The 17413-nt window shown below is 46.8% G+C and carries 15 protein-coding genes; 9 read left to right on the top strand and 6 right to left on the bottom strand.

The window, feature by feature from the left end; genetic code table 11:
• Window positions 1-83 precede the first annotated feature (83 nt).
• Together M1B78_RS03830 and M1B78_RS03825 are read left to right on the top strand one after the other, a co-directional pair.
• Window positions 84-2294 carry a putative porin gene (locus M1B78_RS03830; RefSeq protein WP_257939940.1) on the top strand — a complete coding sequence of 737 codons (2211 nt, stop codon included), beginning with the start codon at window positions 84-86 and terminating at the stop codon, window positions 2292-2294.
• An 11-nt stretch (window positions 2295-2305) separates the two neighbouring features.
• Window positions 2306-3136 carry a transporter substrate-binding domain-containing protein gene (locus M1B78_RS03825; RefSeq protein ID WP_257930796.1) on the top strand — a complete coding sequence of 277 codons (831 nt, stop codon included), beginning with the start codon at window positions 2306-2308 and terminating at the stop codon, window positions 3134-3136.
• 227 nt (window positions 3137-3363) lie between these two features.
• Here the strand turns inward: M1B78_RS03825 and M1B78_RS03820 are convergent, their stop codons facing one another.
• Window positions 3364-5289: an NAD(+) synthase gene (locus M1B78_RS03820; protein WP_136009280.1), complete on the bottom strand. Its 1926-nt coding sequence runs from the start codon at window positions 5287-5289 to the stop codon at window positions 3364-3366.
• Window positions 5290-5583: 294 nt separating this feature from the next.
• On the opposite strand from M1B78_RS03820, the gene M1B78_RS03815 reads away from it, so the two are divergent.
• The 6 genes from M1B78_RS03815 to M1B78_RS03790 all read left to right on the top strand — a co-directional run bounded on the left by M1B78_RS03815 (window position 5584) and on the right by M1B78_RS03790 (window position 9368).
• Window positions 5584-6018: a Fur family transcriptional regulator gene (locus M1B78_RS03815; RefSeq protein ID WP_136009281.1), complete on the top strand. Its 435-nt coding sequence runs from the start codon at window positions 5584-5586 to the stop codon at window positions 6016-6018.
• A 26-nt stretch (window positions 6019-6044) separates the two neighbouring features.
• Window positions 6045-6602, top strand: a complete 558-nt coding sequence (locus M1B78_RS03810; protein WP_009123967.1) for an NADH peroxidase — start codon at window positions 6045-6047, stop codon at window positions 6600-6602.
• Between the two features lie 373 nt (window positions 6603-6975).
• Window positions 6976-7500: an RNA polymerase sigma factor gene (locus tag M1B78_RS03805; RefSeq protein WP_176468165.1), complete on the top strand. Its 525-nt coding sequence runs from the start codon at window positions 6976-6978 to the stop codon at window positions 7498-7500.
• A complete protein-coding gene (locus tag M1B78_RS03800; RefSeq protein ID WP_257939939.1) occupies window positions 7497-7958 on the top strand; it encodes a hypothetical protein in 462 nt (153 codons plus the stop codon). The genes M1B78_RS03805 and M1B78_RS03800 overlap by 4 nt, the downstream gene beginning before the upstream one ends.
• Before the next feature lie 13 nt (window positions 7959-7971).
• Window positions 7972-8442, top strand: a complete 471-nt coding sequence (locus M1B78_RS03795) for a DUF6108 family protein (RefSeq protein WP_136009284.1) — start codon at window positions 7972-7974, stop codon at window positions 8440-8442.
• A 20-nt stretch (window positions 8443-8462) separates the two neighbouring features.
• Complete coding sequence (locus tag M1B78_RS03790; RefSeq protein ID WP_257930793.1) at window positions 8463-9368, top strand: hypothetical protein; 906 nt, start codon at window positions 8463-8465, stop codon at window positions 9366-9368.
• 111 nt (window positions 9369-9479) lie between these two features.
• On the opposite strand, the gene M1B78_RS03785 is transcribed toward M1B78_RS03790, so the two are convergent.
• Both M1B78_RS03785 and M1B78_RS03780 read right to left on the bottom strand, forming a co-directional pair.
• Window positions 9480-11168 (bottom strand): OmpP1/FadL family transporter, encoded by a 1689-nt coding sequence (locus tag M1B78_RS03785; protein ID WP_257939938.1) that lies wholly within the window; start codon window positions 11166-11168, stop codon window positions 9480-9482.
• Window positions 11169-11201: 33 nt separating this feature from the next.
• Window positions 11202-12608 carry a hypothetical protein gene (locus tag M1B78_RS03780; RefSeq protein WP_136009287.1) on the bottom strand — a complete coding sequence of 469 codons (1407 nt, stop codon included), beginning with the start codon at window positions 12606-12608 and terminating at the stop codon, window positions 11202-11204.
• 281 nt (window positions 12609-12889) lie between these two features.
• Between M1B78_RS03780 and prmA the strand changes: the two genes are divergently transcribed.
• Window positions 12890-13735, top strand: coding sequence for a 50S ribosomal protein L11 methyltransferase (gene prmA, locus M1B78_RS03775; protein WP_136009288.1), 846 nt, complete (start codon window positions 12890-12892; stop codon window positions 13733-13735).
• Between the two features lie 33 nt (window positions 13736-13768).
• Here prmA and M1B78_RS03770 read toward each other — a convergent pair whose 3' ends face one another.
• From M1B78_RS03770 to M1B78_RS03760, 3 genes are all read right to left on the bottom strand, one after another.
• A complete protein-coding gene (locus tag M1B78_RS03770; RefSeq protein WP_257939937.1) occupies window positions 13769-15052 on the bottom strand; it encodes an ABC transporter permease in 1284 nt (427 codons plus the stop codon).
• A gap of 7 nt (window positions 15053-15059) precedes the next feature.
• A complete protein-coding gene (locus M1B78_RS03765) occupies window positions 15060-16352 on the bottom strand; it encodes an ABC transporter permease (RefSeq protein ID WP_257939936.1) in 1293 nt (430 codons plus the stop codon).
• A 172-nt stretch (window positions 16353-16524) separates the two neighbouring features.
• Window positions 16525-17388 (bottom strand): glycoside hydrolase family 25 protein, encoded by an 864-nt coding sequence (locus M1B78_RS03760; RefSeq protein WP_257939935.1) that lies wholly within the window; start codon window positions 17386-17388, stop codon window positions 16525-16527.
• Window positions 17389-17413: the final 25 nt, after the last annotated feature.

Below are 17413 nucleotides of genomic sequence, written 5' to 3'. Positions count from 1 at the left end.
TGAAACATGTGAAATAATGTAGGTTAAAAAACAACCCTCTTTTTTTGTACTACTTTCAGTTTGCATTATCTTTGCGCCTAATTATGAGACGAATTGTACTGACATATATATTTCTGTCCGTTATGGGGATATGGGGAGCTATGGCTCAAAACACCTTAAACCCGACGAACAATCGCGACCGGTTCGGTAACCAAATTGACCCGAACACCCAGCCGGACAATCTGGAAGACAGTACCAATACTGAGATTCAAAGTCTTCCACCCAAGCTTTACATGTGGAAACTAAGTGAGACACTGGGTAACCGTACCATCATGCCTGCCGACACGGCCAGCCTCAACTTCCAGAACACCAATCTGGTGGAAGGAATGTTCGGCCACTACAATTATTTGGGGAATTTAGGTTCACCACGCCTCTCACGTCTGTTCTTCGAACGGGAAGAAAGCGAGCCGACCATCTTCATGGCTCCCTTCTCCAGTTTTTTCACACGTCCCGACCAGGTGCTTTTCACCAACAGCAACGTGCCTTACACCAATCTCACCTACTATAAGGCCGGCAACAAAGTGAACGGTGAAGAACGCTTCAAGTCCTACTTCTCCGTCAACGTCAACAAGCAGTTGGCATTTGGCTTCAACATCGACTATCTGTATGGGCGCGGTTATTACCAGAACCAGTCCACCTCACACTTCAATGCAGGACTGTTCGGCAGCTATATCGGCGAGAAATACCAGGTACAAGCAGTCTACAACAACTTTTTCCTGAAGATGAACGAGAACGGCGGTATTGCAGACGACCAATACATCACCCGTCCCGAAAACATGTCCGGAGGAAAGAAAGAGTACGAGTCCACCACTATACCGGTTAAATTGGAACAGAGCTCCAACCGCAACAAGGATTTTTATATCTATCTGACACAGCGCTATCGTCTTGGTTTTACGCGGAGATTACGGAGCACACAAGAAGGCAAACCGACGGTGTCCGTACCCAAAGCTTCATCCTCCCCGTCTTCCGAAGCCGAAATATCCGCTTCGAACAACGACATAGCATTGCCAAACGACAGCATAGCATCAAAATCGGTCAGCACTCTTGCAGCAGCCAATGACAGCTTGCCGCCTGTTTCTACCGCAGGCAACGACTCACTTTTCGAAGAAGAGTTCGTCCCCGTCACCAGCTTTATCCATACCCTGAAAGTAGAGCGGTCGCGGCACCAATTCCGTTCGGGAAGCGAGCCCGAAGGATTCTTCCCGGAAGAGTACAAGCTTTACAAGAATCACAGTAACGACTCCACCACGGCATTCAGCGTAAAGAACGTGTTCGGAATAGCCTTGCTGGAGGGTTTCAACAAATATGCCAAAGCCGGACTTACGGCTTATGTCTCCCACAAGTTCAGCCGGTACGACCTGATGAACACGGACACGCTTACCGACATGCGCCGCATCCGCTACACCGAGCAGGAAATCTTCCTGGGTGGCGAACTCGCCAAGCGCGAAGGCAAACTGCTGCACTACAACGTAAACGGCGAAGTGGGGTTGGTAGACAAAGCCATCGGACAGTTCCGCGTCAACGCCAATCTGGACCTGAACTTCCGTCTATGGAAAGATACGGTGAACTTCTACGCCCGCGGTTATGTGAGTAACACGCTTCCTTCCTTCTATATGCGTCATTATCACTCCAACCACTACAACTGGGACAATGACAACATGGACAAGGAATTCCGTACGCGTGTGGAAGGCGAGCTGAACATTTCCCATTGGGGAACCAATCTCCGTGCCGGTGCAGAAAATATCAAGAACTACACTTACTTCAACCAAAGCGCCCTGCCCGAACAGAACGGAGGCAACATACAAGTGCTGTCTGCCACGCTGAAACAAGACTTCCGCCTTGGTGTCTTCCATCTGGACAACGAAGTGACCTGGCAGAAGACAAGCAATGAAGCGGTACTTCCATTGCCCAAACTCTCGCTCTACCATAACTTCTACATACTGACCAAGCTCGCCAAGAAGGTGCTGACCGTTCAGCTGGGTGCCGATGTCCGTTACTTCACCAAGTATAACGCACCCGCCTATGCGCCCGGTGTCCAGCAGTTCCATCTGCAGCCTACGGACGACTTGGTGGAAATAGGCGGTTACCCCATCGTAAACGTATATGCCAACCTGCACTTGAAACGGACGCGTATCTTTGCCATGATGTATCACGTCAACGCGGGTATGGGAAGCGCCAATTCCTTCCTGACACCGCACTACCCCATCAATCCGCGCTTGTTCAAGATTGGCGTCTCATGGAATTTCTATGACTAACAGACAACTGTATGATAAAAAGCAGACTGCTCAAATACGCACTTCTGGGAGTTACGGCAGCTCTCATAGCCCACTATCTCATCAAGAAAGAAGAGAAACAGAAAGGTCATCCGCGCGACTATGCCGAGATAGCTGCCGAAGGCATCATACATGTTTCGACGGAATACAACTCCATCAGTTTCTATGTGGATGATGACACCTTGTCCGGTTTCCACTACGAGCTGATAGAAGCTTTTGCACGCGACCACGGACTGCAGGCTGCCATATCACCGGAAATGAGCTTCAACAAGCGGCTGGAAGGTCTGGCCGACGGGCAATATGACGTGATTGCCTACGGCATCCTTGCCACCAGCGAGCTGAAAGACTCCTTGCTGCTTACCACCCCCATCGTACTGAACAAGCAAGTGCTGGTGCAGCGCAAGCTCGAGAATGTTCCCGACTCATCACTGTTCATCAAAAACCAACTGGACTTGGCGGGCAAGACGCTACACGTAGTGAAAGGCTCCCCTTCCATACTACGTATCCGCAACCTGGGAAATGAGATAGGCGACACCATCTACGTTGAGGAGATAGAGAAGTACGGTTCCGAACAACTGATTGCATTGGTAGCCCACGGAGACATTGACTATGCCGTATGCGACGAAAGCATTGCCCGTACCGCAGCCGACAGTATTCCTCAAATAGACATCAATACCGCCGTCAGCTTCACGCAATTCTATTCCTGGGGAGTGAGCAAACAGTCACCTATCCTGCTGGACAGCCTCAATACATGGCTGGATAGTTTCAAAAAGGGAAAGGAATACAAGAAAATCTACAAACGATACTACGGGAAACGAAACTAAGCTGCACTTTTTCATACACGCAGCATATCCCTACTTTTACAACCAGCTATTAATCAATAGATTATTACTGCAAAATCCTGCATACATTTTGCAGTGCCACTGCAAAGCCGTTGCAGTGGCGCTGCAAACCGATATGCAGTACGACTGCAACAGTTATGCAGTGATACTGCATAACTGTTGCAGTCATCAAATACCCATAGATATTACGGCACGCCCGAAGTAAAGAATCAAAGTCCTTCCACCTCCCTTAGCCACATCTCCGATGAGGCATCGCTCGGCATCCTCCAATCACCGCGCGGACTGAGGGAGATACTCCCGACCTTCGGACCATCCGGCAAGCAGGAACGCTTAAACTGCTGGTTGAAGAAACGGCGACAGAAGATTTGCAACCATTTCTTGATGGTTTCTTCATCATACATCCCTTTGAATGTGCGTGCTGCCAAGAAGAAAATCTTGGAAGGACGGAAACCGCAGCGCAGGAAGTAATAAAGAAAGAAGTCGTGAAGCTCATACGGACCCACCAAGTCCTCAGTAATCTGCCGGATATTTCCGTTCTTATCTGCGGGAATCAGTTCCGGACTAATGGGAGTATCCACAATGTCGAGCAACGTAACGCGTGAAGCATCATCCATGTCATGCTCTGCCACCCATTTCACCAAGTGCTTCACCAGAGTCTTGGGGACGCTGGCATTCACACCGTACATCGACATGTGGTCGCCATTGTAGGTGGCCCATCCTAAGGCAAGTTCCGAAAGGTCACCCGTACCGATAACCATTCCCCAAGTCTGGTTGGCAATATCCATCAAGATTTGGGTACGCTCCCGTGCCTGCGCGTTCTCGTAGACCACGTCGTGCACATGGACATCATGGTCTATATCCTTGAAATGCTGTATGCAAGCCTCCTTGATACTGACTTCGCGGACGGTCACACCGAGGGAGTTCATTAAGTCCATCGCATTAGTATATGTACGGTCGGTCGTCCCGAATCCCGGCATGGTGACCCCGACAATGCCCTGGCGAGACCATCCCAACTTATCGAAAGTCTTCACACAGACCAATAGCGCCAACGTAGAATCCAGTCCGCCCGAAATGCCGATAACGGCACTCTTCGCTTTAGTATGCACCAGACGTTGCGCCAGTCCGGACACCTGAATGGAAAATACTTCCTCGCAGCGTTCGTCCAGCATTATCCCCTGCGGAACAAACGGATGCGGCTCAAAAGTACGTGTCAGGTTCAAATCCCTGCTGTCGACATACTCCGTAGAGATTCGTACCGGGAGGTCTGAGACACAATTTGCATGGCAAGCCGAGAAGGTCGTATTCACCCGTCGCTCCGTACGCAAGTGTTCCACATCAATTTCGCTGATGACCACCTGCCCCTCGAAGGAGAAGCGTTCGTTTGCCGCCAGCAGAGTCCCGTTCTCATAAATCAGCCCGCTGCCGGCAAACACCACATCCGTAGTGGATTCTCCGAAACCGCACGAGCTGAATACATACCCGGCAATGCAACGTGCCGACTGCTGGCTGATGAGCGAGCGCAGATAATTGTGCTTGCCGATACCTTCATTGTCGGCCGAAAGATTGAACAAGACTTCCGCACCCTGCAGCGCCAGCGTAGAGCTGGGCGGTATGGGCGCCCACAAATCCTCGCATATCTCCACCCCGAAAGTGGTATCAGCCGTTTCGAACAGCAGGTTTCTCCCCATCGGAATAATCTGTCCGCAAAGGCGCACACTGTTTTCCGATACATCACAAGCCGAAGTAAACCAGCGTTTCTCATAAAATTCCTTATAATTAGGAAGATAAGTCTTGGGGACAACGCCCAGCACCTTTCCCTTCTGAATGATAACCGCCGCATTCAGCAACACACCGTTCAGTGCAACGGGCATGCCCAATATCGAAATAATATCCAGCTGGCGCGTATTGTTCAGAATCTGTATCAACCCCATTTCCGCCTCTTCGAGCAAAAGCTGCTGGGCAAAAAGGTCACCACAAGTATATCCGGTAATGCACAACTCCGGAAAAGCAATGATTTGCACACCTTTCCCGTCGGCTATAATAATCTCTTTTTCAATCTCTGAGGCATTGAACTTACAGTCAGCCACCTTGACACGGGGCACAGCCGCCGCTACTTTTACATATCCGTAATTCATAAGGATGTCATATTATTTATTCGATTTGCACTATCTTCGTTTTCGTGGCAAAGATAGTGCAAAATTCTGATTAAGAGAGATAAGAGATAAAACGTTTTCTCTTACCGGACACGGCTCTTTCATTTAAGGGAGTTAAATGAAAGAGCCGTGGCTTACCGGCACGAGGAACATATCAGCATTTTTAATGGTTGCTGCTAAAAATATTCCGGAAATCTTTTGGAGAATTATAGGAACTTCTTATCTTTGCAAAAGAATTAAAAATGTAATTATTACAAGTTTGAATAATAAGATGACATGGATGTAATAAAACGATTGCAGAATCATCACATTAAGCCTTCAGTGCAGCGCATAGCCATTATGAACTATCTGATGGAGCATCGTACGCATCCCACGGTGGATGAAATATATACGGCATTGTCTCCCTCTATACCGACATTGTCCAAGACAACGGTATACAATACCCTGAAGTTGCTTAGTGAGCAAGGCGCGGCACAAACTCTGACCATTGACGAGCGTAACACATGTTACGATGCCGATACCAGTCCGCACGGTCACTTTTTATGTAAACGTTGCGGAAAAATTTATGACTTGATGTGCAATAACAACACCAAGACAGTAATAGACATGGATATGGACGGACACGACGTGCAGGAAATCCACTATTACTACAAAGGCATCTGCAAGCATTGTATGGAAGAAGAACGTTTAAGAATAACGAAGAATAATTAATTCAACTAATTAAAATCTGAGAGAAAATGAAAAAATTTAGATGCACAGTATGCGGTTACGTATACGAAGGAGATGCAGCTCCCGAAAAATGCCCATTGTGTAAAGCTCCCGCAAGCAAGTTTGTAGAAGTTGAAGAAGCAACAGCCGGCGGTCCGTTGGTATTTGCCGACGAACACGTTATCGGTGTAGCCAAAGGTTGCGACGATGAAATGATTAAGGACTTGAACAACCACTTCATGGGTGAATGCACAGAAGTAGGCATGTACTTGGCAATGAGCCGCCAGGCAGACCGTGAAGGCTATCCCGAAGTGGCAGAGGCTTTCAAGCGTTACGCCTGGGAAGAAGCAGAACATGCTTCCAAGTTTGCCGAACTGCTGGGCGACTGTGTATGGGATACCAAGACAAACCTCGAGAAGCGAATGAACGCAGAATCAGGTGCATGCGAAGACAAGAAGCGCATCGCTACCCGCGCCAAAGCTTTGAACCTCGACGCTATCCATGATACCGTTCACGAAATGGCTAAGGACGAAGCTCGTCACGGTAAAGGTTTCGAAGGCCTGTACAACCGCTATTTCAAGAAATAATCCTTATTTCTGAATATATTGAAGTGCCCTTCCGGAAACAGAAGGGCACTTTTTTTATACGCCAACGTCACACTGCCACACAGACAGCAGACCTTAAGCCATCTCACCTACCTTGCAAGGACATCTCATCCTACCGGAAAAACCGGCTGAAGCAGGGAACAAGATTTATCTTCACACTGAAGATATACATATCCGGTATGAAGATATATATCTTCAGGTTGAATATCTACATCTTCAGCCTAAAGATAAAGTTTAAAGTAGGCATCAGATCTCTTTCTCTATAGGAAGAGACGACCTCATTTGCAGGTCAGATGTTTCTTTTTCCCTATCTTTGATGTCACGTTTATCAATCCCATTCGTCTTATCTACAGAAATGGAACTCAAAGAATTCAAAATAACCGTTCTTCCACTCCGTGCCAAGCTGTTGAGCTATGCACGGAAGTTGACCGACGCCCCGGAGGATGCAGAAGATGCCGTTCAGGAGGTACTGCTCAAGCTATGGAACAAAAGGCTTGAACTGAATCAGTACCGGAGCATCGAGGCATTTGCCATGACGTTGACGCACAACACCTGCATAGATATGTGGCGCTGCAAACGTAATGACAATCAGTCTCTCGACATTGTGCAGGCAGCATCCCCTGCCGGAACACCTGAACAGCTGTTGGAAATCAAAGATGAAATCTGCCTGATGCACGAAATCATCAACTCGCTGCCCCATCTTCAACGCACCATCATGCGGATGAAGGACATCGAAGGATACGAGACGGATGAAATCGCTGAAATCACGGGCTGCGGACCGGAAGCCATCCGCAGCAACCTGTCGAGAGCCCGGAAAAAAGTGAGAGACATTTACCTGCAAACCATACAAGGAAAAAGAGAAAGGAGAAAGGAAGCATGAAGATAGATGAACTGCTGGATAAATATTTTGAAGGAGAAACCTCCTGCGAAGAAGAACGCTGGTTGCGCCGTTTCTTTACAGAAGAAGAAAAGGTGCCGGAACATCTGCTGGTTTACCGCCCCCTATTCGTCTATCTGGATAAGGAAGCCGTTTCAGTGACCAGGAAGGAAGCCGTTTCAACAATCACACCGAAGGAAAAACAACAGGAACAGCCTTCCGGAAAGCCCTCCCGCTTTTACCGCATGTGCTATGCCATAAGCGGCGTTGCCGCCGGATTGCTCCTGCTTCTCGGGGTAGCCAAGACTATATTTCCGCTTTCCGGTGTTCTTGAAAATTATGTCGTCATCGACGGAAAACGGTACACGGACGAGAAGCTGGTGGAAGCCAAAGCGCTGGAAGCCCTGCAACATGCCGGCTTCACGGAGGAAGACTTAAACAACTTACTGTTTCAACACTAATATAAACAAGCTTATGAAAACATCTATACAGATTTGCCTGCGCAGGCTGTGCCTCTTGTCCCTGCTGATTTGCCTGCCGGCCTTTGCACATGCGCAAGAGGGACTGCAAATAGCCGACCTGTTCAACAAGTACGGCGAACAAAAGGGCGTGACCAGGGTAGAGCTGAACGGCAGCATCCTGAAATCTTACCGAATGACTACCTACAAGAGCCTTGTATTCAAGGATGTATTCCCCTATTGCCGGGAAATCCAGCAGGCCATTGCCCACGACAAGCAGGACAACGCAAAGAAGGCGCAAGAGGTAATGGAAAGCGGCATTCTGCGTAGCGCCTATTACCAACTGAAAGAGGTGGAACGCAACGGGAAGAAGCTGAACCGCTACCTCATTTTCAAGATAGGAAAAGGCTCCATGGGTACTTTGATTTACATAGAGGGCCTGCTCAGTGAAAAGGAAATGATGAATATGCTTTACAAATCGGAATAACTCTAAAAACAATATACGATATGAAAACCAGAATTATGATTTTGGCCTGCCTGCTTGCTGTGCCGGCCGGCCGCATGGCAGCACAACAACAGACTGACCCTGAACAGAAAGCTACAGTACAGACACAAGGCGACTCCATCATCATCCGGAAAGGAAAAGGAGACATGCGCATCAAGGTGTACGAAGAGCAGCTGGAAGACGGCGAAAAAAAAGAAGTGCAAATTTATGAAGGAGTCTATCTTGAGAAAGTGGATGCAGACAAGCGCACTTTCCTCGACGCCCTGCCATTCATCCCCAAAAAGAGAAGATACAATGCTTACGAACCGCACTGTTCCGGTCTGTATATTGGCTACAGCCGGCTGGCTAACGACTTCCTTTCCTTCGGAGCAAGCGACAAGATGGTACTCGACTTGTCCAAATCGTGGGAATTCGGCTTCAACATCCTCTCCGTATATCACAACTTCAAGAAGAACCCGCATTGGGGAATCAATCTGGGAGTCAGCTGGGGATACCGTTCTTTCAATATCGACGGTAACTATGCCTTGCTAAAGGAAAACGGAACCAGCATCTTCACCGCAGGCAACGAAGAGACCAGCTACAATAAAAGCCGTCTGCGCCATTTCTTCTTCCGCGTACCCGTATTGATGGAATGGCAACAAAGAGTGGGAAGACGCAAAGTGTTCTTCAATGCCGGTCCCGAATTTGAGATACGCCACGGTGTGAAGTCATTCTCACACATCAACGGAGGCAAGAAGAAAACCGTAGGCAAAGGTATGTATGTGCAGCCCGTCGGCATAAACCTGCTGGCACAAGCCGGTTATGGTAATATCGGCATTTACCTGCGCTACTCCACATACGGATTATTCCAGAAAGACAAGGGACCGGAAGTATCTCCCTATTCATTTGGCGTGGCATGGTATCTGTAATCCCTCCCTTATAACACAAGACTCCCCGAAATGTATTTGTACATTCCGGGGAGTTCTTTTATACCCTAAGGTATTGACAATGAAAGGTTATATGCAATGAAAATTGTTCTTTTAGAAACGCACACCTAACGTAAGCAGTACTTGGCTGCGCGTATTGGTTACTTTGGTTGCTTGTGCCAAAGTTGTCCCATCAAATGTATCAAATGGATAGAACTTTGCATCATAAGTAGTATACTTATAAGCTAAATCGGCATAGAACATAGAACCGCGATAGCCTATACCCAATGTATAGTTACTCAATGACTCACTGTTGGCAAAGTCCGTATCTGTCTGGATGGAGTTTAGTGGAAGATTCTTAAAAGCATCATCCCTGAAAATAGAAGATTGATAATTATAACCGGCGCGCAAGGCAAACTGAGGAATCACCTTATACTCTGCTCCCAAACGAATGGTACTGACACCTTTCAACATGTCTGTAGTAGAATTCTCATAATCGAAAGAATCAGCATAACCTGCATCATCTCTGAACTGAATAGAAGAATAATCCTTATATTCATATTCAGCTCCCAATGCCAAATTATTACCTACAGTATATCCTAAACTGAGATTATAGGTCCACGGAGTACGAAGTTGAAATTTGCTTACCATGTCGCCATTAAGGATATCATAAGTATCTTCATCATAATGTCCTATCTCATTGCTCGGAGTACCCACTTCATTCTTCACATTCAAGTCATTCCATACATCAGACTCCAAACGTGCATTGGTTTTATAATCCAGGCTATAGAATATCGGTGTGTGTATCGAGAACCCTATACGTAATGGAGAATACTCAAACGGACGTACGATAGTTCCCAACTTCACATCAAAGCCTGCTCCATTGATTTTACTCCATGTCTGTAAGTTATAGCCTTCACCTCCACCATAATTTTCATCATAGATACAGTATTTGCTATAGTCCAATGCATAAGCTCCAACAGTTAATCCAAAATAGATACGGTCGTTAAAATTAAAGGCAACATTAAAGTCAAACTGATCAATTCCTCCACGTTCCTCAGAATGAAACTTAGCATCTGCTCCGGTGTACATACCTACATATTCGCCCGGAGTGCGGTACATCAATTCTTCATCCACATTTTGCACTTGCACACCATCTTTCATATAAGGTACATAGTTAGAATAATTGGGGTTTGAAGCCAACAAATTATCTAAATCTCCTTGCGAAATCAAGTCCGTAATCAAATAACCATTATATCCCATAGCAGAGAGCCAACCTATATTATTATCCCGGTAAGGATTATCAGGCCAATCTTTAATACCACCTGCATCTGATGCCTGATTAGCCATATAAATAGTTTGAGAGAAATCACCAAGATTACCTTCCATCTGCATGTTATTATAAAAAGATTTTACACGCTGGTAGTTGAATCCAAAGTTCACGTATCGCAAGGGCGTTACATTTCCCACCTTTGTGGAAAACACAAAACCTGCATTATTAAAATCTGCCCGTGTCTTATCCGAACTCATTTTATTACCCATATAGTTACTTTCAGTTCCATATGAAGAGAATCCAAAAGAAACAGCAGCATCATTACTACGATATATACCTATGCCTGCAGGATTAGTTCCCATAGTGGTGATATCTCCTCCCAATGCTCCCATAGCACCTCCCATTCCCACAAAACGAGCAGTCCCATTCAAATCTTTATTTGCAATATTAGCTGCATCATAGATAGTCTGTGCATTGACACTTACGGCTATAGACATAGCAAGTGCCATCATCATTATATTTTTTTTCATAAATCCACTTTTTAGAATTAATCAGTAAGTCCTTTATCTCCTTCTGGAACTTCCACCACTTGAACGAGAAGATCCTCCACCGGTTGAATAACTTCCACCCGAGGAACGAGAACCACCTCCAGAAGAGAAGCTGGAAGAGGAACCACTATTACTGCCACTATTATTATAAGAACGCGTACTACTATTATTATAAGAACGGCTACTGCGATTATTATTGAAATTACTACGTGCAGGAGCAGTACTTGAGCCACGATTATAAGTTGCCGAGCTACGGGTAGTACTCCGCGAAGATGTCCCTACCGATGAACGGCCGCCTGCTGTAGAACTACTACGTCGTACTCCCTCTACAGTAGAACGACTACTACCATAGGAACTACTACGTGTACTACTTGGACGAGTATAAGTAGAGCGTCTGCTCGTAGCGGCATCCGAACGCGTAGCACTGGAGCGAATAGCGCTGGAACGCGTAGCAGCAGATGACCTTGTCCCTACTACTCTGCGATTAGTGTCGGTACTTCCACGCCTGACTTGTCCCGTTGCAGCACCACTGCGACGCACTGTTTGCCCACCATTCACATAAGAAGAACGTCTGGTTGTAGTACTTCCTCCATAGGCAGAGACCCTATTTCCACGAGAACTTCCAAATGAACGTCTGTTTGTATAGGTATTTCCCCAATGACTGCCTCCTCCCCAATGGCCACCGCCGCCGGGATAATATCCGGGATGATAGTGATGGTGATGATGATGGTGTCCCCACCAGCCACCGCCGTACCAGCCGCCCCAGCCAAAGCTCCAGCTCGGACTGTGCCAGCTGTTCCATCCCCAGCCATAGTAAGGATATCCGCCCCAACCGTAAGAGTTATAGCGCCAGTCCCACCACAAGCGGTTGGTAAATGTCGGGAAAGCGTATGCATACAGACCATCGGTGTACACGTTCCAATCCCAGGAATTCAAGCCATAGACCACATCCCAATACAGTGGGCTGCTGATGCTGATGGCATAACGGGGATTGCGGAAACGGATAATACGGGTAGCATACTCGTAATCATCTTGTGAACCTTCAAACTCACCGTTCACCCATTCGCCGTCCAAGCCGTCATCTTCTTTTTCATTGATGTAAAGGGTATCGTTCTCCATCACGAAATCATTGTTGCGGGAGTCGTAACGACGGTTATATTCGTCCACGTCGCGGGTTTTCCCCTTACGGTCTTTTACTACAACGGTAGTGCTTCCCGGCGACGAATAGATAGTGGTCGGCGCATTCGACTTTACTACAATCTCTTCTACGGGAGCGGCTACTTTCTTCTCCTGCTTCACCTCTTTTTTTTTCTCTTCCTTATTCTTGGAAGGAATGTAGTAAAGGTCGTCATCTATACTTTGTGCCGCCAGTGTCCATGGAAGGCACAAGGCAAAAAGCGATAAAAAAACAATCTTTTTCATATTAGTTTGGTTTATGGATTTTACATCTATCTATTTCTTCACGTCACAAAGATAACGCCTGATTTTATCCCATGCAGCAGATTTTCCCCAAAGATTGATAGGGAATTCCCTAAATACACTATCATTCAATAAATCAAAGTCTCTAGCGGATAAAAAAAGAGCACGTTCGTTTTATTCTCCCCCCGGTTTGCATTACCTTTGCAGAAAGATAAACAAATATACGCAGAAACCGGTTTGCTTCTAAGAAGCATATTCTGTATTTAACAAACAATTATATTCCGATGAAATATTTAGAATTTACATTCCGCACCGTTCCGTGTACAGAAATAGTCAACGATGTACTTTCCGGCGTCCTGGGTGAAGCCGGCTTTGAAAGTTTTGTCGAACAGACCGACGGCATCACCGCTTACATACAGAAAGAACTTTATAGCGAAACCGTTCTTAAAGAGGCACTTGCCTACTTTCCCTTGCCCGACGCACAAATAGAATACAGTTATGTGGAAGCAGAAGATAAAGACTGGAACGAGGAATGGGAGAAGAACTTCTTCCAGCCCATCGTTATCGGAGACCGTTGTGTCATTCACAGCACTTTTCACAACGATGTCCCACAAGCAGAATATGACATCGTCATCAATCCGCAGATGGCATTCGGCACGGGACACCACGAGACCACCAGCCTCATCATCGGCGAACTGCTGGACAGTGACCTGCAAGGCAAATCACTGCTCGATATGGGGTGTGGAACTTCCATCCTCGCCATACTGGCACGTATGCGTGGAGCCTCTCCTTGTACGGCTATCGACATAGATGAATGGTGTGTACGCAACTCCCTCGAAAATATAGCATTGAATGGAGTGGATAACATTACCGTATCCCAAGGTGACGCCTCCTCTCTGGAAAGCAAAGGTCCGTTTGATATGGTTATCGCCAACATCAACCGCAATATCCTCCTGGCGGACATGAAGTACTACATAGCCCGCATGAATCCCGGAGCGGAGTTGTTGATGAGTGGTTTCTACATAGATGACATTCCCGTCATCCGCGAAGAAGCCGAACGCAACGGACTGCACTTTGTCCACCATTGTGAAAAGAACCGATGGGCGGCGGTGAAGTTTCAAAAACCGTAATTCTTCATGCCTGTAAAAGTGTTGAAGGATTGATTACTCATCCTTCAACGCTCTCACCAGAGAAATGGTACTGATTCTGTATGCCGGAACAGATATTCCCAGACACGTTACCAGCATCATCAACAGATATACCAGCAACGAAACAATCATAAAGTGCAAACCGAAATGGCCGGGCAAATAGGAATCGGACGTAACAACCATTCTCTTTTCATAAGAATACAGATCGCCAAAAGCATACAAACCCTCAAAACACGCCCACTGGAAATAGACGAAACATCCCAGCAACACGGCAACTGTCGTCAATGCTATCCCCTCGCCAAACAGCATCAGCCGGATTTTTCCGGGCGAAGCACCATACGAAAGACGGATACCTATTTCTTCATGCCGGCCACTGGTGTTCATCCAAAACGTCCCGCTCACTGCAAGCAGCAAATTGAACAGGAAAAAGACAGCAAGGAGATATTTAGAGCGTATCTCATTGGTAACGCCTTTCTCCAAATCCGAAGCTGCCTGTATTTCGTGAAACGGCAAGAAATCCTTGAACACCAATGACCCTCCCGCCAGATTCTCATCCGACCATTGCAAAAATTGCTCTACAAAACGCTCTTCCGAGATTCCTTCCTTTGCACGAATAAAGATGCGCATCCCATTAAATCCCCACTCGGGCATCTCACCTATAATAGGTACCAGCCGCACGGCACAAGGCTGCATGCCATTACGCATCTTGAAAGGCCGCATCAACGCCACCACCCGATAAGAGAGGCCGTCTCCATTACCTTCATGCACAGTCTGACCTACCATGTCGCCTCCTCCGGACAAAACTGCGGCGGCATCTTCACTCAAGATAATACCATCATCAGGCACTTCCAGATTCTCCAAGGTCTCCCATGTGCCGTCTGATGCCGAACGGAAACGCCAAGTACGGAAAAAGTCCGAACCACGGAAAAAAGGAATATAGGTAGTGGTTATCGCTACGGTATCTTTCACTATATTGTTGGCATTCATACCCGGCGAACTGGGATAAGCACCACGCAACACACAAGTAGCGGCATCAACGGAAGGTATGTTGCGCAACTTCTGCATAATCAGCCGATAGTCATCGGCCGGATTGGACACCGTATCTTCCGGATTCCGCATCAGTTGCAAGCGATACAGCCCGTCAACATCATAACCGTCAGGAATTCCACGGTTATAATTCAGCACAAAAAGCGGATCTATCACCATCCAGCTGACGATAGTAATTACAATCAGCTCTATCATAATCCACAAATTGTGGCGACGGCAGTTCCAAAGGTATCGTATGATTTGTCCAAACATAATAATATCATTTTTGTTTGTTAAGAGAATAAACAATATTTTTCTTCAAAGATAGAAAAGCCGGTATCAATGCTGAAACCAAATTCAACAACACACAGATGAGAAACGTGAACAAGAACACGTATGGATTGAAAAGCATGTCCCACGTAACGCCCTGTGTGCCATCCGGAAAGAGCTGTGTTCCTCCGTCAAGCATAGTCAGCAACCACTGTTGTGCCAAAAACAGCATACCAAAAGAGATCAATAATCCCAGCACTCCCCCCAATACCGTCAATAGCAAATTCTCCCAAATTATCTGTGCAAACAACCTGCCGCGGGTTGCCCCGAATGCCTTACGCACTCCCATTTCGGGCAGACGCCACTCCATACGTGAAGCAATCATCCCCGAAAGGTTGAGCGCCGGCACCAATAATAGCAACAGCAACCAAACACCCATCTCACGAAGAATCTTCGCATAATCCAACTCTTCCATGTCATTCTGATAGAACATTGATTTCCAATACATGTAGGGCTGTCCATGCAGCACCAGCCTATAACCATCGTGTGGCTGCAGGTTGAACTTACGTACATATTCGTCCACACACTCCTTCACCCTTCCGGCATCCCCGGCAGAATGCAAAAGAATGGCCACTTGGAAAGCCCCTATTACATCCATATAACTGTCTTTCAAAGACACATCACACGTATAAGGTAACCACACATCCGCAAAACTAAGTTTCATAGCGTAGCTAGGCGACTTCACTACCCCGCAAATCCTATATTTCCGATAATTCATGTTCAACTCGCTTCCCACGACATCTACCCGCCCGAATATGCGCCGGGCCAGTTCTTCCGAAACTACTGCCACAGGAACTCCACTCTGAAAGTCCGCCTCCGTAAACGGCCCACCGGCTATGAACTTAAAATCGAACACTTTCCAAAACGCCACATCCGTAAACTTCCGCATGACAGACAACGGCCGTTTCATCATCTCCGATTTCACAGTGACCGGATTGACTTTCGTGACTGCCGTCACAGCTTCCACATCCTCCAACGGATAAAAACAATTCTTGACAAACGGCAAAGAATAGCACCAAGTCGTATTATTAGAAGTATCCTCTCCCTGCATATGTGCAGACAAAGCCACCATCATTCTGCTACGATGGCTTTCCGGATAAATATCTCCCACCTTTATATAGTAGAGTATGGCAAGTACCATCGCCAAAGCTATGGCGAGTCCGGTGCCCAAGATGTAAAGACTACTGAACAAGGGATTTTGTTTCAGTAACATAAAAGATTGTTGCAAATACTTTCTTATCATATCACAGCTATTTGGGCAATAGAAAAACAAGTTGCATGCCAATATCGTAATATACTGACTGTGAGATTCATAACATATTAACATCCTGTCCGATAACGGACACTTGTTCAATAACGAACACTTGCATGAAATAGTCGCCACATGAAATGTGTTGTGTACAGTGGTGCCAGGATTATTCTTGCAGAGTAAGTGCCTGCAATTTTTCCAATGTCCCGTTGAATACGTTCAGGTCAACTTCCTCTTCAATACCGGGCACAGCACCCACATCGGTATGCTGCCAAAAGTGCCACTTGCCTTCATAGCACACGGAATCTACATAATAGTGGGCTATCCAGTAAGGATAAGTATTGAAAATGGAGTCGCCGAGATAACGCTCCTTGAATTTATAGGAAGTATAAAGGATAGGCTTCACGCCATAATGGGACTCAACCCTGTCCAGCCAAGTCTTGACAGCCGTTTTAAGTTCCTGCGGTGACTGCTTGCCGATAGTCTCCACATCAAGTACGGGAGGCAGGTCTCCCTTTGCCAGCTGCACGGTACGGATAAAGAAATCGGCTTGCTTGTGGGCATCGGTCTTAGGGATAAAGTAGTGATAGGCACCACGGATAAAACCATACTTACGCGCCTGACCGAAGTTCTGCGTAAACGTATCATCGCCATGGTCGCCGCCCTCGGTGGCCTTCAGAAAAACAAAATGGATGGGAAATTTGGCTTCTCTGTTATGTGCCAGGAGTTCCCAATCTATCTTCCCCTGATGATGAGATATGTCTATGCCATGCACCTCATAGTTGCAGGGCATGCACACACCATATCCTTTCTGGCCGTAACAAGGCTTCCAACGATAAGCGTATGGACGAATGAAAAACCAGTAAAAGCCGGTAGAAAAAATAAGAATGATACAGACCGCCCAAAGATTGCGCAACCATACGGGCATGGTACGCGGCTGCGATTTCTTCTTACTCCGCGAAGAGGGAGAGGAAGAGCGACGGGTGGCAGCAGTTCTGCGCCGGGGATTTGTGGAGGTCTTGGTTGGCATGAGTAAATCAAAAGAAAGGGCGGAA

It is taken from the genome of Bacteroides muris (ex Fokt et al. 2023), assembly GCF_024704895.1.
Taxonomy (GTDB): Bacteria; Bacteroidota; Bacteroidia; order Bacteroidales; family Bacteroidaceae; genus Bacteroides; species Bacteroides muris.
The sequence above is the reverse complement of the archived record's forward strand: the minus strand, read 5'-3'. Positions and strand labels throughout refer to the sequence as shown.